General features: G+C 55.0%; 16 protein-coding genes and 2 tRNA genes. 8 read left to right on the top strand and 10 right to left on the bottom strand.

Features of this window, described 5'->3' with window-relative positions; translation table 11 throughout:
• Nucleotides 1–6 precede the first annotated feature (6 nt).
• The 4 genes from accC to CKX93_RS05770 are packed head-to-tail and all read left to right on the top strand — an operon-like array spanning nt 7 to nt 3522.
• Nucleotides 7–1362, top strand: coding sequence for an acetyl-CoA carboxylase biotin carboxylase subunit (gene accC / locus CKX93_RS05785; protein WP_076755727.1), 1356 nt, complete (start codon nt 7–9; stop codon nt 1360–1362).
• A complete protein-coding gene (gene prmA, locus CKX93_RS05780) occupies nt 1362–2240 on the top strand; it encodes a 50S ribosomal protein L11 methyltransferase (protein ID WP_076755726.1) in 879 nt (292 codons plus the stop codon). Before accC ends, prmA begins: the two co-directional genes overlap by 1 nt.
• A 35-nt stretch (nt 2241–2275) precedes the next feature.
• On the top strand, nt 2276–3262 hold the full coding sequence (dusB, locus tag CKX93_RS05775; RefSeq protein ID WP_076755725.1) for a tRNA dihydrouridine synthase DusB: 987 nt from the start codon (nt 2276–2278) through the stop codon (nt 3260–3262).
• Nucleotides 3259–3522 (top strand): helix-turn-helix domain-containing protein, encoded by a 264-nt coding sequence (locus tag CKX93_RS05770; protein WP_076755724.1) that lies wholly within the window; start codon nt 3259–3261, stop codon nt 3520–3522. Before dusB ends, CKX93_RS05770 begins: the two co-directional genes overlap by 4 nt.
• 4 nt (nt 3523–3526) lie before the next feature.
• On the opposite strand, the gene CKX93_RS05765 is transcribed toward CKX93_RS05770, so the two are convergent.
• From CKX93_RS05765 to CKX93_RS05730, 8 genes are all read right to left on the bottom strand, one after another.
• A tRNA-Thr gene (locus tag CKX93_RS05765) sits at nt 3527–3602 on the bottom strand.
• 46 nt (nt 3603–3648) lie between these two features.
• Nucleotides 3649–4419, bottom strand: coding sequence for a type III pantothenate kinase (locus CKX93_RS05760; RefSeq protein WP_076755723.1), 771 nt, complete (start codon nt 4417–4419; stop codon nt 3649–3651).
• Complete coding sequence (locus CKX93_RS05755; RefSeq protein WP_240076648.1) at nt 4416–4976, bottom strand: biotin--[acetyl-CoA-carboxylase] ligase; 561 nt, start codon at nt 4974–4976, stop codon at nt 4416–4418. Before CKX93_RS05755 ends, CKX93_RS05760 begins: the two co-directional genes overlap by 4 nt.
• A 53-nt stretch (nt 4977–5029) precedes the next feature.
• Nucleotides 5030–5773 (bottom strand): peptidoglycan editing factor PgeF, encoded by a 744-nt coding sequence (pgeF, locus tag CKX93_RS05750; RefSeq protein ID WP_076755721.1) that lies wholly within the window; start codon nt 5771–5773, stop codon nt 5030–5032.
• Nucleotides 5773–6984 carry a molybdopterin molybdotransferase MoeA gene (locus CKX93_RS05745; RefSeq protein WP_076755720.1) on the bottom strand — a complete coding sequence of 404 codons (1212 nt, stop codon included), beginning with the start codon at nt 6982–6984 and terminating at the stop codon, nt 5773–5775. The genes pgeF and CKX93_RS05745 overlap by 1 nt, the downstream gene beginning before the upstream one ends.
• On the bottom strand, nt 6977–7498 hold the full coding sequence (moaB, locus tag CKX93_RS05740) for a molybdenum cofactor biosynthesis protein B (protein WP_076755719.1): 522 nt from the start codon (nt 7496–7498) through the stop codon (nt 6977–6979). Before moaB ends, CKX93_RS05745 begins: the two co-directional genes overlap by 8 nt.
• A gap of 130 nt (nt 7499–7628) precedes the next feature.
• Nucleotides 7629–7892 carry a cytochrome c gene (locus CKX93_RS05735; protein WP_234982821.1) on the bottom strand — a complete coding sequence of 88 codons (264 nt, stop codon included), beginning with the start codon at nt 7890–7892 and terminating at the stop codon, nt 7629–7631.
• Nucleotides 7893–7966: 74 nt separating this feature from the next.
• On the bottom strand, nt 7967–9310 hold the full coding sequence (locus CKX93_RS05730) for a sulfite oxidase (protein WP_076755717.1): 1344 nt from the start codon (nt 9308–9310) through the stop codon (nt 7967–7969).
• A 190-nt stretch (nt 9311–9500) separates the two neighbouring features.
• Between CKX93_RS05730 and CKX93_RS05725 the strand changes: the two genes are divergently transcribed.
• Both CKX93_RS05725 and CKX93_RS05720 read left to right on the top strand, forming a co-directional pair.
• A complete protein-coding gene (locus tag CKX93_RS05725; RefSeq protein WP_076755716.1) occupies nt 9501–11495 on the top strand; it encodes a hydantoinase/oxoprolinase family protein in 1995 nt (664 codons plus the stop codon).
• A complete protein-coding gene (locus CKX93_RS05720) occupies nt 11495–13075 on the top strand; it encodes a hydantoinase B/oxoprolinase family protein (RefSeq protein ID WP_076755715.1) in 1581 nt (526 codons plus the stop codon). Before CKX93_RS05725 ends, CKX93_RS05720 begins: the two co-directional genes overlap by 1 nt.
• On the opposite strand, the gene CKX93_RS05715 is transcribed toward CKX93_RS05720, so the two are convergent.
• Entirely contained in the window at nt 13072–13680 is a 609-nt protein-coding gene (locus CKX93_RS05715) for a histidine phosphatase family protein (protein ID WP_076755714.1), read from the bottom strand. The two genes, CKX93_RS05720 and CKX93_RS05715, sit on opposite strands and share 4 nt — an antisense overlap.
• A 94-nt stretch (nt 13681–13774) precedes the next feature.
• On the opposite strand from CKX93_RS05715, the gene CKX93_RS05710 reads away from it, so the two are divergent.
• Complete coding sequence (locus tag CKX93_RS05710; protein ID WP_084178669.1) at nt 13775–14596, top strand: tRNA threonylcarbamoyladenosine dehydratase; 822 nt, start codon at nt 13775–13777, stop codon at nt 14594–14596.
• An 83-nt stretch (nt 14597–14679) separates the two neighbouring features.
• Here the strand turns inward: CKX93_RS05710 and CKX93_RS05705 are convergent.
• Nucleotides 14680–14755: transfer RNA gene (locus CKX93_RS05705), tRNA-Phe, on the bottom strand.
• Between the two features lie 172 nt (nt 14756–14927).
• Here CKX93_RS05705 and CKX93_RS05700 point away from each other — a divergent pair.
• Entirely contained in the window at nt 14928–15929 is a 1002-nt protein-coding gene (locus tag CKX93_RS05700; RefSeq protein WP_076755712.1) for a metal ABC transporter solute-binding protein, Zn/Mn family, read from the top strand.
• Nucleotides 15930–15938 lie beyond the last annotated feature (9 nt).

Below are 15938 nucleotides of genomic sequence, written 5' to 3'. Positions count from 1 at the left end.
TGACTGATGTTTGATAAAATCCTCATCGCCAATCGCGGGGAAATTGCGCTGCGCATCTTGCGCGCCTGCCGTGAAATGGGCATTAAAACGGTTGCCGTGCATTCTGACGCTGATCGCGACCTCAAACACGTACGCTTGGCCGATGAAACGGTCTGCATCGGCCCAGCCAGATCCAACGAAAGCTACCTCAATGTTCCCGCCATTATTAGCGCTGCCGAGGTCACTGACGCCGAAGCCATCCATCCGGGCTACGGCTTTTTATCGGAAAATGCCGACTTTGCCGAGCGGGTGGAATCCAGTGGCTTTGTCTTTATCGGGCCGCGTGCTGAGACCATTCGTTTGATGGGCGATAAGGTCTCAGCAAAAGCTGCCATGCAGGCGGCAGGCGTGCCATGTGTGCCGGGCTCAGGGGGCGCATTGGGCGATGATGCTGAGAAGAACTTGGCTTTGGCCAAGGAAATCGGCTATCCGGTGATTATCAAAGCCGCTGGCGGCGGCGGTGGTAGGGGCATGAGGGTGGTGCATTCCGATGGCGCTTTGCTCAATGCTATTTCGCTGACCCGTAATGAAGCTCAAGCGGCGTTTAATAATCCCGTGGTGTATATGGAAAAGTACTTGGAAAAACCGCGCCACATCGAATTCCAAGTGATCGCTGATAGCCATGGCAATGCCATTTGTTTGGGCGAGCGCGACTGCTCTATGCAGCGCCGCCACCAAAAAGTCATCGAAGAGGCGCCGGCACCCGGCATCAGCGAAGAACAGCGTCAGCTAATCGGCCAGCGCTGCGTGGAAGCCTGTCAACGCATAGGCTACCGTGGTGCGGGCACCTTTGAATTTCTTTATGAAAACGGCGAGTTTTATTTCATCGAGATGAATACCCGCCTGCAGGTGGAGCATCCCGTTACCGAAAAAATCAGTGGCATCGATCTGGTTCGCGAACAAATACAAGTCGCCGCTGGCGAGCCTTTATCCTTCACTCAAGACCAGGTCAAACTGCGGGGCCATTCCATCGAATGCCGTATCAATGCTGAAGATCCGCAGAGTTTTATGCCCTCACCGGGGACGATTACCCAGTACCACAGCCCCGGCGGACCCGGCATTCGCGTCGATACGCATATTTACAACGGTTATCGCGTCCCGCCCCATTATGACTCGATGATTGGCAAGCTGATTAGCTATGGAAAAACCCGCCAGATCGCCATAGCTCGCATGCGTGGCGCACTGTCTGAGATCGTGATTGAGGGCATCAAGACCAATATCCCCTTGCACCGTGAACTACTGCATGATGCCGCTTTCGAAAATGGTGGCACGGATATCCATTACCTGGAGAAAAAACTCAAGGCGCAAGCGGACAATAGCTGATGCAGCAACTGGCATTATCTTTGTCGGCGACCCAGGCCGAGATCGCTGAAGAGTTACTCTGGGCGCTAGGGGCCTGTTCGGTCTCTTTAGAGGACGCCGGTGACGAACCCCTGCTCGAACCCCTTCCTGGGGAAACCCCCTTGTGGCAAGACGTGGTGCTTTATGCGCATTTTGAAGCCGAATATGATTTAAACACGATTGTCACCGAGCTTTGTGCACACCTGCCTATTGAAACCAACGCCGTCGCCATCAAGACCATCGAGGATCAAGACTGGGTCCGCGCCTGTATGGCAGATTTCAAACCCCTGGCCTTTGGCAAGCGGCTATGGATTGTGCCCAGCTGGCACCAAGCTCCGCAGGCAGCCGCCATCAATATCACGCTAGATCCGGGTCTAGCCTTTGGTACGGGAACCCACCCAACCACAGGGCTTTGCCTAGGTTGGCTGGATGCGCATGTCCAAAACACAGACTCCGTGCTGGACTATGGCTGCGGCTCAGGCATCTTGGCCATTGCCGCCCTAAAGCTGGGGGCCAAACATGCCGTGGGCATTGATATTGACCCCCAAGCCTTGCTGGCTACTCGTGATAATGCCGAGCGCAATCACATCCCTGAAACGGATTTACAGGTCGGCTTGCCGGATGCCTTGCCAGCTGATGCGCGCTTTGATCTGGTGATTGCCAATATTCTCGCCAAGCCACTGGAATTGCTGGCACCGCTGCTGGCAGCCCACTCCATCACTGGCGGCAAGATAATCCTCGCCGGCCTGCTAGAGCGTCAAGTGGAGGCGCTAATTGAGTGCTATCAGCCCTATTTCTCCATGCGTCTGGCCGCTATTCGCGAAGGTTGGGCCCTGCTAGAAGGATCACGCAAGCCTTAACGGCGGCAGCCGGTCGGGGTATGATGTGCAGCATCATGCAGATTGGCCCTCACCAGATTTTTCCGCCACTGGTGCTTGCACCGATGGCGGGAACCACTGATTTACCCTTCCGTCAGCTGTGCCGGCGGTGGGGTGCGGGCATGGCCGTGTCCGAAATGGTGCACTCTGATATCTCACTTTGGCATACCCGCAAGTCGCGCCTACGCTTGGATCAGTCGGGCGAATTGGCCCCGCGAAACCTCCAAATTGCGGGGTACGACCCCAGTATGATGGCTGAGGCCGCTCGCGTTGCGGCTGACCGAGGTGCACAAATTATCGATATCAATATGGGCTGCCCAGTGAAAAAAGTGACTCGGCGCCTGGCTGGCTCTGCTCTGTTAAGTGACGAGCCTCTGGTAGGCGAGATTCTCAGCGCCGTGGTCGATGCTGTCTCACTGCCGGTGACCCTAAAGATCCGACTCGGCCTGGACAAAGAACATGTGAATGCCTTGCGCATTGCACAAATTGCTGAACAAAGTGGTATCCAGGCGCTAACGATTCATGGCCGCACTCGCGCCTGCCGTTTTAGTGGAGCAGTGGATTATGAGGCAATCGCCCAGGTCAAGGCTCAAACATGCCTGCCGGTGATTGCTAATGGCGATATCTGCTCGGCCGCTGATGCCAAGCGGGTATTGGCCGTCACCGGGGCTGATGGCTTGATGATTGGTCGTGGCGCCCAGGGCAAGCCTTGGGTTTTTGCCGAAATCGCTGCTGAATTGGGTTGGGCAAAGCCCACAGAGATTCCCCAGGGGGATGCTCGCCTGCGTTTGATTCTTGAGCACATACAGGCCATGCATAGCTTTTACGGAGAATCACTGGGCGTTAGGACTGCCCGCAAACATCTTTCTTGGTACCTACAAGACCTCAGCATTGCCGACCAAAACAGACAGCGCATCATGGCCGCGGAAACGGCTTTCGATCAATGTCAGGCAGTGGAACTGGGGCTAAGCGGTTTTTACCGCGACACGGGGTTAGCGGCATGAGCAATAAATCCACCATTAAGGATCTCTGCGAATGTGAGGCATTAGCGGATTCTGTGAATACGACCCTGGATGTTTATTTCGCCAAATTAGGCTGTGAAGCCTCAGACAATGTCTACCAAATGGTCATGGAAAAAGTGGAAGCGGCGCTACTACAGCGGGTAATGACGCACTGCGAAGGCAATCAAAGCCGTGCTGCACAGCTATTGGGCATGAACCGCGCAACACTGCGCAAAAAGCTGAGACACTATCTCATCAACTGAAAAGTGGTGCCGGAGATAGGAGTCGAACCTACGACCTTCGCATTACAAGTGCGCTGCTCTACCAGCTGAGCTACTCCGGCAAAATAAACCGCGCTCATGTTAGACCAGCCTAAGCGGTGAAGCAATTCACCCCGCAGGCTTGGCTTCAAGACTCAGCCCAGCAGCTAGGTTTAATCCGTTGAACACCAAATCAGGGCAGATGCGAAACTCCTGCTTTAGCCAGGGCATCAAGCGCTGCGCATCGCCACCGCTTAACAGTCGATCGAAAGCCTCATCAGGCCAATGCGCTTGCAATTTTTTCACCAGCCCATCGATCGCCGCAGCCATCCCCTGCACACAACCGGCGCTTACCGCATCAGCCGTGCTCAAGGCAGGCAGAGTATCCTCGGCGCCTAGTGTCATACCATGAATACCGGAGAGCTGATCCAAACTGTCACGCATCAGCCTTAGCCCCGGCATGATCAGGCCACCCTCATGGTGATGACCCATCAAGACATCAAAGGTAACCGCGGTGCCGCAATTGACGATAATGGCCTTGTCAAATCCCAAGGCACGGGCGCCAGCCATAACGGCATAACGATCCACGCCCAGTTGCGCTGGTTGATGATAGTGAGATATCAGTCCAAAGCGCGCTGGGTCGGCAGGAAAAACTGCCGGAGCAGGCCAAGCTTGGGCGGCAGCAAAGGCACTTAGCTCCTTTTGAAATCCGCCGCCTAACACCTCCACGACAGCAATCTGATCAGGCTTTTCACTCAAGTTTGCCCATTCTCGTTGCAACAGGCTGGGCCAATCACTATCTGACCCCTGATGAGTGAACTCCCCTCGCTGCAAACTCATTTGGCCGGCCCAAAGCGCCCATTTAAGGCGCGTATTGCCCACATCAAGTAACAACTTCATGAATCACTCCGAAAGCTGACTTGGTTTGGATACCCCTCCAGCATATCGATCAAGGCCGCAACCAACAGTGCTAAAAGCGCATTGATCTCAGGCAGAGGTTCAATACCCGCGCGGCGCAGATCAGTGACAGGCTGGCCCACATCAAACCCATCAGGCAGGCTTAAATTGATGCCCACACCCAAAATCATAGCGGACCGGGAAGCTGAGATATGAGACTCGATGAGAATACCGCAGAGCTTTTTTGCCCGGCATAGAACGTCATTAGGCCATTTAATCTCAATGTCCTGCGCCCCCAATGCGACCAAACAATTGGCCACTGCGTTGGCGGCCGCCACGCTCACCTCAGAATCAATTCGTGGCCAATCACTGATCTCCCATAGCAGGGAAAAGGCCAATCCACTGCTTACTGGCATTTCCCAAGTTCGCCCCCGCTGGCCACGACCAGCATACTGATTCTGAGTGGCACAAATGACCGGACCCCGCATGCCCTCTCGATAGGCCCGATCCAGCCAGCCATTGGTGGAATCCAAGCGATCAAACACATAACAGGCGGGCATTTTCCGGCCACTGGCCCAAACCCGCCCAATCACCTCGGAATCCAACTTCGCTGTCACACTGCAAACCAAATAAGGCTTGCCATGCGACCTGTCACGCCATTATCGCGGCGAAAAGAATAGTAAGTGTCAGGCTCACTAAAGGTACACGCGCGCTCAATGGCAATTTGTTTAACACCCTGTTTTTCCAAGCGACGCTTTGCCAGCCATTGCAAGTCCCCCAGCCATTGGTCTTGGGTATCTGTTTTAACGAAACCCTGATCACTGGATGGATCCTGTTTTAAGAAGGCCTGACGCACATCCTCACCTACACAGAATGCCTTAGGACCGATACACGGCCCCAACCAGACCGTCAGCTCTTGTGGACGACAGTTCATGGATTCGATGGTCGCTTCAATCACCCCATCAGCCAGACCCCGCCAGCCCGCATGGGCGGCCGCAATGACACTGCCGGATAGGTCACTGAGCAAGACAGGCAAACAATCAGCGGTCAATACCGCACACACACCACCCGAATCCCGAGACAGACTGGCGTCCGCCTCGGGACGCTGAGGAAACTCAGCCACACCTACGTTGACCACGGCACACCCATGAACCTGTTTCAGCCAACAAGGTTGGCCGGGCAAAGCCAGCGCCTGTTGCAGCAAGCCGCGATTGTGTTCTACGGCTTCGGGATCATCCCCAACATCTAAAGACAAGTTAAAGCTCGCGTATGAGCCTTGACTGACCCCATTGAGCCGATCAGTAAAGGCGGCCTTCACCCCATTTGGAAGGCTCCAGTCGGGAATCCGCGCAGCCATCAGTCATGCACGAGCAAAAAGCAGTCCAATAAATCGCCCTGACTGACCCGCATATCGCCAGGTACGCAAGCTAAGGCATCGGCCTGCACACAGGAAGACAGAACACCCGAACTTTGATCCAGATAGGCCTCGGCTTTGGGAGGAGAACTTTGGTAATTCAAACGTACCCGCATGTAATGACGACGCGGTCCGTTCTGAGCTTCAAATTGCGCCTCGGCCTGAATTCGTGGCAACTCAAGACGACGCGGGCACGCCAGCATTTTTGCCAGCAAAGGCCGCAGAAATAACCATGCCCCAACATAGCCTGAAACTGGGTTTCCTGGCAAACCGACAAAAGGAATGGAACGCTGCTGCGACCCAGGCAGATGACCATAGGCCAGGGGCTTTCCGGGCCTTAAATCCAAACGCCAGACCTCAAGCGAGCCCAAGGACTGCAGAGCCGCTTTCACGTGATCCTCTTCGCCAACACTAACGCCACCCGTGGATACCACTAAATCGGACTTGAGCGCTGCTTGTTGCAGCAATTCACAGGTTTTTTCATAGCTATCGGGCGCGTGCCAAGCGCCAACAACTTCTGCCCCAAAACGCTCCAAAAGACGGCAAAGCATGGGTTGATTGGAGTTATAGATTTGGCCCGGAGCCAAGGGTTTGCCCGGTTCAATGAGTTCATCCCCGGTCGTCAATAAGACGAGGCGTGGGCGGATGCGCACCGGAACTCGGGTGAAACCCTGACTGGCCAGCTGACCGAGCGCTGCAGCTTCCAGAATACTGCCGGCGGTGAGGCAAACCTCACCCTGTCGCACATCACAGCCCTGCGGACGAATGTTATTGCCAGCCCGCAATCCCTCCGGAATCCACACCTCATCTTCGCCCTTCGACTCTGTGCTTTCCTGAGCAATGACGCAATCTGCGCCCGGAGGCACTTGGCCGCCAGTGAAAATACGGGCACAGGTGCCAGGCTGTAGAGCGCTGGCCTGAACCCCTGCGGCAATGCGCTGGGAGACCTTTAACGCTTTACCCGCATCGATATGGTGTAGGGCATAACCGTCCATCGCGCTATTATCAAAGGCGGGTACATCCATGGTGGCCATCATGGAATCTGCCAAGATCCGCCCGGCAGCTAAGCCTAGATCACATTGTTCGACGCCCTGAGGCGCCACGCCCTCGAGCATTTTCTCCAGGGCCAACTCCACAGGATATAAATCAGGCATGCGCACCCTTGCCTGGCATCAGGACATTGACGTAGTTACAGGGCAAATGCCGACTATCCAGCTGTTCACAGATAATCTTATCCCAAGCTGTTTTGCAGGCTCCGGTTGAGCCCGGCAAACAAAAAATCAGCGTGCCATTAGCAAAACCACCCAGACAGCGACTTTGAATCGTAGAGCTGCCGATTTCATCCCAAGACACCTGACGAAATAATTCGCCAAAACCCTCAATATGCTTATCAAAAAGTACGGATACGGCTTCGGGCGTGGAGTCGCGGCCGGCAAACCCCGTTCCCCCATTGGTCAAAATGACATGCACTTTGGGATCAGCGATCCAAGCAGAAACCTCGGCACGTATGCGATACACGTCATCGGGGACAATTTTCTTCTCAACCAAGTGATGACCCGCACTACTCAGGCGCTCAACCAGCGTCTTGCCGCTGGTATCGGTCTCTTCGTTACGGGTATCAGAGATGGTCAGTACGGCGACTGACAAGGGGATTATGGGCTCAGACATTCTCAAGCCAACTCCTATGCTGGATCTGTTGGGAAGTTCAAAACTATACAAGATGTTTGCTGACACAAAAAAGTCTGGGCGTTTCCACCCAGACTTTGAACTTGACTACAACCCAGAGTTGGGAGCGGGCCTAACGGGGAACATTACGCCCATAGTTGTCAACTAAGTAGTCAACAATGGACTCTCGTTGCACAGGAGTCAGCCAGATCATTCCATAGCTCTCCATATCATCCATCACCCACTCCCAGTCGGCGCGATTAAGGCGCTGACCCGTGGCCTTGTCTAAGGTGTGACAAGCACCGCAAGTGGCGGTGAACAAAACCTCGGGGGTGATGCCGTCTGCTGCCGAACCCTGAGCATGCAGGGTAACGGGACTGACAAGGCCCACCGACACGATCGCTGTCGCCAACGCCCATGACCGAAACTTTGTCCAACCACGCACTTGCATTGCTTTTGACTCCTTTAAAATCAGGCCGACACCATCACCGGCACGCGGTGCACGACATTGCCCTCATAGCCACGCGGATTCCAGGCCTGGACCTGAGGTTGGATGTTGCCATCTCGATCCTCGGCACGTGCCCAGATTTCATAGTAACCACGACCGGGCAAGGTCACTTCACCCTCAAACTGTGCCCAAGCATACTTATTGGCAGGACGCGCCAAACGAGCCCGTTGCCAAGTATTGCCGAAGTCAGTGGAGATAGAGACGCGACGAACGCGGCCCTCACCGGCCCAAGCATGCCCGGTGACAGTCACCGTCTCACCAGCGCGGAACTCAGCGTCATCTTTGGGGCCTGTGATGATGGACTTAATGAGCCAAGGACCACCAACCACCATATCTTCTTCAGGTGGGCGAGCACCCGGGGCGACCGGATAGGCAGGCATTCGATAGGAATAACCCATCATACCCCGGCCGTCGTGCTCGCGATCTCGCAGAGTGATCTTGTTCAACCACTTGTGGGAACAGCTGCCATACCAACCCGGCACCACCAAACGCACAGGATAGCCATGGACAGCTGGAAGATCTTCACCGTTCATCTTGAAGGCAACAATGGTGTGCTCTTCCATGGCTTTGTCAATGGGAATGCCGCGTGAGAAGGGAGGACGATTGCCGAGAATTGGCTCTTCGCCATAATGACCCGTGTAAACTGCGGTATCTTTTACGCCAGCGGCATTCAGCAGTTCACGCAGAGGCACACCCGTCCATTCAGAGCAACCAATCGCGCAGCGCTTCCACTGGTTACCGCGAACCGGTGGGTCAAAGAAGGCCCGCCCATTTCCGCCACACTCAATGGGTAGCGAAAGAGTCACGGTACGCATTGACTGCAGCTGATCCAGTGTGAAATGAGTGGTGCGATTCACTTCACCATCAATGGTCAGGCGCCAGCCTTGAGGATTACGATCCATAGCGCGGGAAGAAATCAGGTCATTGTTGCGAATGAAATGATGTTTAATGGGCGTGACCGCATCTTTAAGCAGCCAGGGATCTGGTTCACCATTGACAGGACGGGCGTTGTAGATATGCAAGCCTTCTTTGCCGGCCTGCGTCAGCGCCGCACGAGCTTGGTCATCTTCAATCCCTTCCAATTGCCCAGCCCACGCGGCTGGCACCAGACCTTGTCCAAACAGGCCCTGCATCGCCGCTGCTGACCCCGCTCCAAAACCCATCAGCGCTAAGGCAGCCCCGCTACGTCCCAGAAACTGACGGCGAGAGGTCACTTCATCAAAAAGCTCGAGTGTTTCGGCGCGCGCGCCGGCGTTTTCCAAGACTCCACGAACCTGCTCTACTTCCGTCTTGCCTGACTTCTTCATCTCCGAACCTCCAATCATGTTAGGGGTATGAGGCATTTCCTGCTTCTTATGTTTTTTTATGCTTTTATTATTACTGACTTTCATGCTTGGTTTTAACTGCTGTTCGGGGCGCCTGTCAAGGAATAATGAATAGGGGTATAAGTAATGAGCGCTACGGCATAATGAGCCACACCTAAGCAATCGCAGATCCATGTTGGCAATCGGTATCGATACAGGCGGAACTTTCACTGACTTCATTTGGCATGATGGGCAGTGCTGGCGGGTGCACAAAAGACTGTCAACACCCGCCAATCCTGCTCAAGCCGTACTCGAGGGCCTCGCGCATATCATCGACTCACTGCAGCTGCAGGATTGCAAAGTGGTGCATGGCTCAACAGTGGCGACCAATGCCCTTCTTGAACGCCGCGGCGCGGTGACCGCGCTGATTACCAATACTGGCTTTGAGGATGTGATTGAAATTGGCCGCCAGCAACGTCCCAAGCTCTATGACCTCAAGGCCAAACGCGCGCCCGCTCTGGTAGCGAGAGACTGTCGTTTCGGTGTAGCTGGCCGCATCGACACCCAAGGCCATGAGATCACACCCCTGGATACCGCAGCGGTACAACAATTGAAATCAGCCATCGCCGAGAGAGGCATTGAGTCTATTGCCATCTCATTGCTGTTTTCCTTCAACACCCCAGAACATGAGTTAGCGGTTGCAAACATACTTCAAGACCTAGAGCTACCGCTTTCCTTATCCCATGAAATCCTTCCCGAATTTAGGGAATACGAGCGCAGCTCAACCACGGTCATTAACGCCTATGTTGCGCCGAAAATGCGTACCTATATTCGGTACCTGCAGGATTCACTGCCACCAAGGTCGCTGCGCATCATGCAGTCCAATGGTGGCAGCATATCCGCCGAGACGGCGATGCGTGAATCGGTACGCACCATCTTGTCTGGGCCCGCCGGGGGCGCCGTAGCGGCACTGGAGATGGGAAAGGCTGCGGGTTTTGACAAGATCATGAGTTTCGATATGGGAGGCACCTCAACCGATGTAGCTTTGCTGGACCGAGCGCTGCCCATGACCATGGAATCTCACATTGCCGATCATCCCATCAAGGTGCCCATGATCAACATCCATACCGTGGGCGCCGGTGGAGGATCCATTGCTTGGGCTGATATGGGTGGCGCGCTGCGGGTAGGACCACAAAGCGCAGGAGCAGATCCAGGGCCAGCTTGTTATGGCTGCGGCCAGGATGTCACTGTGACTGATGCCAACCTTTATTTAGGACGGCTGGTCGCCGAGCATTTCCTTGGCGGCCACATGAGCTTGGACAAAAGCCGCATCAACGCGCCAATGAATCAGCTAGCAAAGGTTTTAGATGTCCCGGCAGATGAGCTCGCCGATGGCATTCTGCGCGTCGCTAATGCCACCATGGAGCGAGCATTAAGAGTCATTTCCGTAGAACGCGGACATGACCCCAGAGAATTCACCTTAGTCTGTTTCGGCGGAGCTGGGGGCTTACATGCCGCTGACCTCGCTCGCGAACTGGGCATATCGCAGGTCTTAATTCCTTGTCGACCGGGAACCTTGTCTGCCTCAGGCATGTTATTGGCTGATGTCATCAAGGATTATTCTCAAACCCTGATGCTTGGGGATACGTCGACAATGCTTGATGCATTGGCTGCCCCCCTAGAGACCTTACAACGCCGCGCCACTGAAGAATTAAAATCAGAAGGTATAAGGCCCTCACAAATCACGATCCAGGCATACGCCGATATGCGTTATCAGGGGCAGTCATTTGAGATCATGGTGCCGCTGGATGCCGATCCGATTGCTGGGTTTCATCGTCTGCATGAAAAACTCTATGGCTATTGCGACCCGCAAAAACCCACAGAAATGGTGACCCTCAGAGTGCGTGCCATCGGCGAGCCGGCCAAGCCCCCGATGGAACGCATTAAATCTGGAGAAGCCTCGCCGCCGCATGCGCAACTGGGTACACAAACCGTCTATTTTGATGGTGAGTGGCTGGATACAACGATTTGGGACAGGAAAGCCTTATTGGCCGGGAATCAGATTCTCGGGCCTGCCATTATCGTGGAATACACCTCGACGGTGGTGGTCCCGCCGTTTGCGCACTTGCGTGTCGATGACTGGGGTAACCTCATTTTGCAGATAAAGACATCTGAGGAAGCAAACTGATGCGCATCAGCCCCATACTGATGCCCGTTTTCCGCCATCGTTTTGCTGCGATCGCTGAGGAAATGGGTGTCAGTCTCAATCGCACTGCTTACTCTCCCAACATCAAAGAGCGTCGGGATTTTTCCTGCGCGGTGTTTGATCGCCAAGGCGAGATGGTGGCTCAGGCCGCTCATATTCCGGTACACCTGGGTTCTATGCCCTTATCCGTGCAGGCAGCCATCGCCAAGCTGCGCTTTGAGCCGGGCGACATGGTGATGCTTAATAATCCCTTTGAGGGCGGCACGCATCTGCCGGATATCACCTTAGTGGCTCCGGTTTTTGCCGAGGGGGACCGCCCCGATTTCTATGTGGCCAATCGCGCTCATCACTCCGATGTCGGTGGCATGACCGCTGGCTCCATGCCCTTATCCTGCAGCCTGCATCAAGAAGGCATCATCATTCCTCCGGTAAAAATCATCAAAAAGGGCCAAATGGACGCCGACCTGATGCGCTTTTTATTGGCCAATGTACGCACACCCAAAGAGCGTGAGGGCGATTTCACAGCACAGATCATGGCCAACCACACGGGAATAAGCCGCCTTGAGGAACTCTTGGCGAAATATGGCAGCGCCCAAGTGGCGACTTATGCCGAAGCGCTGAATCAACATTCTGAGCGCATCATGCGAGCATGCATCTGCGCATTACCCAATGGTGAAACCGAGTTTGAGGATCAACTCGATGATGATGGCATCACCCATGACCCAATCCGCATTCATCTCAGACTGCGTATTGACGACGATGAAGTCCTACTGGATTTCTCACAAAGCTCGGATCAGGTTAAGGGCAGCATGAACGCGGTGCGAGCCATCACACTGTCTGCATCGCTCTATGTGTTTCGTAGTTTGGTGGATGATGACATTGCCACCAATGCAGGATGTCAGCGCCCGTTGCACGTGATCACGCGCCCCGGTTCCGTGCTGGATGCGCAATACCCCGCCGCGGTGGCCGGAGGTAATGTAGAGACCTCACAACGCATCGTCGATGTGATACTTGGCGCTCTGGCTCAGCTCAGCCCCGAGCGGGTCCCGGCAGCCGCCCAAGGCAGCATGAATAACGTCAGTATTGGCGGAGTTGATCCCCGCAATCGTGAAGCTTTCACCTATTACGAAACCTTAGCCGGCGGACATGGCGCGCATGCCCAGGGCCCAGGTGAATCGGCAATGCACTCGCACATGACCAATACCTTGAACACGCCTGTCGAGGCTATGGAATACAGTTATCCGCTGCGCATCACCGAGTATGCGCTGCGGCGGGCTTCAGGCGGACAGGGAGCACAAGTCGGTGGCGACGGCTTGATTCGAGAAATCGAAATGCTAAGCGAAACCGAGGTGACGCTATTAACCGATAGACGCAAAACAATGCCTTATGGACTGCTTGGCGGCGCAGCAGGCCAAGCGGGCCTCAATATTCGGATCGCTGCGGATGGAAGCACCACGGCTTTGCCCGGAAAAATACAGGTACAACTACAAGCCGGTGAGCGCCTGCGTATCGAGACCCCAGGCGGTGGCGGTTATGGCCAAAAACCCAGCGAAACCGACTAAAAGTCTTCAGGCACCAAGGTCCCCATAAAGCGAGTACGCCCATCTCCTAGGGGTTTAAATACCGCAATACCTCCCTCATCAATACGCACTCTTGCTGCCGCTTGCAGGTTCAAGTTATGGCCGATAATGACGGTATTTTGCGAAGCGTCTGATGGCGGAGTACTCAGTCGCTGCTGCAGACGCTCCACCAATTCCCGCTGGCTCGATGGACTGGCTGCCGAGGCTGGCAGATTCCAAAGATCATTGGCGATCTCATAACGACCAAAAGCCAATTCGGCGGTTTCCCAATTTCGGCAAAAGGGGCTGGAGACAATTTCTCCCACAGGGATTCCCAGAGACTCAAAGCCAGCACCAACGCGACGGGCCTGCGCCCGCCCAAACTCAGACAGATTGCGCTGAGTTTCACAGCGCCGCATATCGCGCAGATCGCGATCTCCCTGACTGTGATCGGTGGCAGCATGGCGCCAGTAGATCACATAACCGCCCTCAGTTAACGCCTGAAGCAGGCGATCTGAGTCTAAAGGCGATTGCGCTGAGAGCGTTGATATTGGGAGTAGCGATAGTGCCGCTATCAACAGATATGATTTGAAAAGACCGAATCTCATTTTCTAAGTTTAACCGTTGTTTGGCTCTCGATGCGATGACGCGATGCGAGACCTGCTTTATCCTTGGGCTTGGAACACCATAGCGCTAAACAAGATGAGTACGCCCCAAGAAATCTCCAATATAACGGCTCAACAAGCTTCTCGTGGGCACACTGAGCCCCGACGATTCACGGGCATCATGCGCTTGTATGGAGACCGGGCAGTGCAGCGACTCACGCAAGCACGCGTGCTCGTCGCCGGCGTTGGTGGTGTCGGCTCTTGGACGGTAGAGGCCCTAGCCCGCAGCGGCGTGGGCACGCTGATACTCGTGGATTTGGATCACGTCACCGAATCCAATATCAACCGCCAAATTCATGCGCTGGATTCCACCGTGGGAGCCGCCAAAGTGCAGGTGATGGCAAAGCGGGCCCGCGAGATCAATCCGGAAATCCAAATCAGTATCATTGAAGATTTCATTACCGAGGAGAATGCCTCACAGCTTATCCAAGGGGCTGATGTGGTTGTTGATGCAGTTGACCATGTGCTTGCAAAAGTGGGCATGGTAGTCGCCTGTCGAGAAGCGGGTATCCCGCTCATTCTCTCGGGCGCTGCTGGCGGCAAAAAAGACCCCGGATGTGTGCGCTTGGATGATGTGGCTAAAACCGAGCACGATGCGCTGTTGGCGAAACTGCGCAAACGACTGCGCGCCTCCCATGGTTTTCCGAAGGATCTTAAAGTCCCTTTCGGCATTCCAGCGGTTTATTGCCAGGAATCCGCACTACTGCCATCGACAACGGTGAGCGAGGCTGAAGACGGACCTCAAGGATTGAGCTGTTCTGGCTATGGTTCCAGCGTAGCGGTAACAGCGACAATGGGACTACGTGCCGCTGCTTGGGTTCTTAACCACCTCAGCCGAAGTTGCGCCGAACCTTCTTAGCGTGCTTTGGCTGATCGCTGTACTGAGTGAGGTGCAACAGCAAACCCTTCTCGCTGCCAAAAATCGCGTAAGTCATTGATTAATGGTGGCCAGGGACGGAATCGAACCGCCGACACGAGGATTTTCAGTCCTCTGCTCTACCAACTGAGCTACCTGGCCTTTTGAAGCGCGAGACATGCCGGAACAGTGACACGGCAAGGTGGCGTATTAAACCTGCTGGCCGGGTTTGCGTCAAGTGCGGCCGCCTATTGCGCTGCCACAAATACGCCGTTATGATCGAGCCATCACTTTTCTAGTTGCAAATGGATTGCATGTGCAAAGGTTCGAATGAATGCGTTTTAAAATCGGGACTTCATCTTGGGCCGCGCCCCTACTTTGCGCCTGGTTTGCCCTAACCGTGCCACACATTGGTAGTGCCCAAGAGCCATTAAGGGTGTTGACCACGGTTGGAATGATCGCCGATGTGGCGCGTAATGTCGCTGGAGACTGCGCTGAGGTTCAAGCCTTGATGGGGTCTGGCAGCGACCCCCACCTCTATCGCGCAAGCGCATCGGACGTGAACCGCCTGGCACGGGCAGAATTGATTTTCTATGTTCACCCCGCATTGGAAGCGCGCCTGGCCGAGGTGCTTCGTGACATGCGTGGCCGCGTTCCAACCGTCGGTCTGGTAGATGCCGCTTATGCCCGCGAGGAACTGCTGGATGATCCCGATGAGCCCGGCGCGGTCGATCCACATCTGTGGATGGATACCAGCCGTTGGGCACGTATCATCCCTGTCATCAGCGACGCAGTCATTGAACAACGTCCGGCCTGCGCCAGTGATATTCGCGCTCGCGCCGAGGCGTACACCTCACAGTTGGCGGCCCTACATGACTGGGTGACTAGCGCCATTGGCTCTATTCCAGAGGATCGCCGCATGCTGGTCACCGCCCATGATGCTTTTGAATACTTTGGTGAGGCTTATGGCATGGAGGCCAGCGAGGCCATTGAGGGTATCAGCACTGAGTCAGAGGCCAGCATTGGCGATATCCGCGCGGTTGCACGATTTGTTGTGGAGAACCAAATTCCTGCTGTGTTCGTCGAGACGACCATTAATCCCCGCACCATCGAAGCCTTGGTTGCTGAAGTGCGTTCAAAAGGACACGATGTGCGCATCGGTGGTGAACTATTTTCTGATGCTATGGGTCGCCAAGGTACAGTGGAAGGGACTTATATTGGCATGATCCGCCATAACACGATGACCATCACCGAGGCTTTGGGGGGCGAAGTACCCCCATGGCCAAATGCTCTGAGTGACTGGGCTCACGCATGGGGGCTTGCACCAAGCCCCTAAGCCGACAAT

Source organism: Ectothiorhodosinus mongolicus (assembly GCF_022406875.1).
Classification (GTDB): Bacteria; Pseudomonadota; Gammaproteobacteria; order Ectothiorhodospirales; family Ectothiorhodospiraceae; genus Ectothiorhodospira; species Ectothiorhodospira mongolica.
Note: the sequence above shows the minus strand (reverse complement) of the source record. Positions and strands in the feature narration are given on the sequence as shown.

Coding starts and splice junctions, on each gene's coding strand:
- accC (WP_076755727.1), top strand. CDS start 7: ATGTTTGATAAAATCCTCATCGCCAATCGCGGGGAAATTGCGCTGCGC.
- prmA (WP_076755726.1), top strand. CDS start 1,362: ATGCAGCAACTGGCATTATCTTTGTCGGCGACCCAGGCCGAGATCGCT.
- dusB (WP_076755725.1), top strand. CDS start 2,276: ATGCAGATTGGCCCTCACCAGATTTTTCCGCCACTGGTGCTTGCACCG.
- CKX93_RS05770 (WP_076755724.1), top strand. CDS start 3,259: ATGAGCAATAAATCCACCATTAAGGATCTCTGCGAATGTGAGGCATTA.
- CKX93_RS05760 (WP_076755723.1), bottom strand. CDS start 4,419: ATGAAGTTGTTACTTGATGTGGGCAATACGCGCCTTAAATGGGCGCTT.
- CKX93_RS05755 (WP_240076648.1), bottom strand. CDS start 4,976: ATGCCCGCCTGTTATGTGTTTGATCGCTTGGATTCCACCAATGGCTGG.
- pgeF (WP_076755721.1), bottom strand. CDS start 5,773: ATGGCTGCGCGGATTCCCGACTGGAGCCTTCCAAATGGGGTGAAGGCC.
- CKX93_RS05745 (WP_076755720.1), bottom strand. CDS start 6,984: ATGCCTGATTTATATCCTGTGGAGTTGGCCCTGGAGAAAATGCTCGAG.
- moaB (WP_076755719.1), bottom strand. CDS start 7,498: ATGTCTGAGCCCATAATCCCCTTGTCAGTCGCCGTACTGACCATCTCT.
- CKX93_RS05730 (WP_076755717.1), bottom strand. CDS start 9,310: ATGAAGAAGTCAGGCAAGACGGAAGTAGAGCAGGTTCGTGGAGTCTTG.
- CKX93_RS05725 (WP_076755716.1), top strand. CDS start 9,501: ATGTTGGCAATCGGTATCGATACAGGCGGAACTTTCACTGACTTCATT.
- CKX93_RS05720 (WP_076755715.1), top strand. CDS start 11,495: ATGCGCATCAGCCCCATACTGATGCCCGTTTTCCGCCATCGTTTTGCT.
- CKX93_RS05715 (WP_076755714.1), bottom strand. CDS start 13,680: ATGAGATTCGGTCTTTTCAAATCATATCTGTTGATAGCGGCACTATCG.
- CKX93_RS05710 (WP_084178669.1), top strand. CDS start 13,775: ATGAGTACGCCCCAAGAAATCTCCAATATAACGGCTCAACAAGCTTCT.
- CKX93_RS05700 (WP_076755712.1), top strand. CDS start 14,928: ATGCGTTTTAAAATCGGGACTTCATCTTGGGCCGCGCCCCTACTTTGC.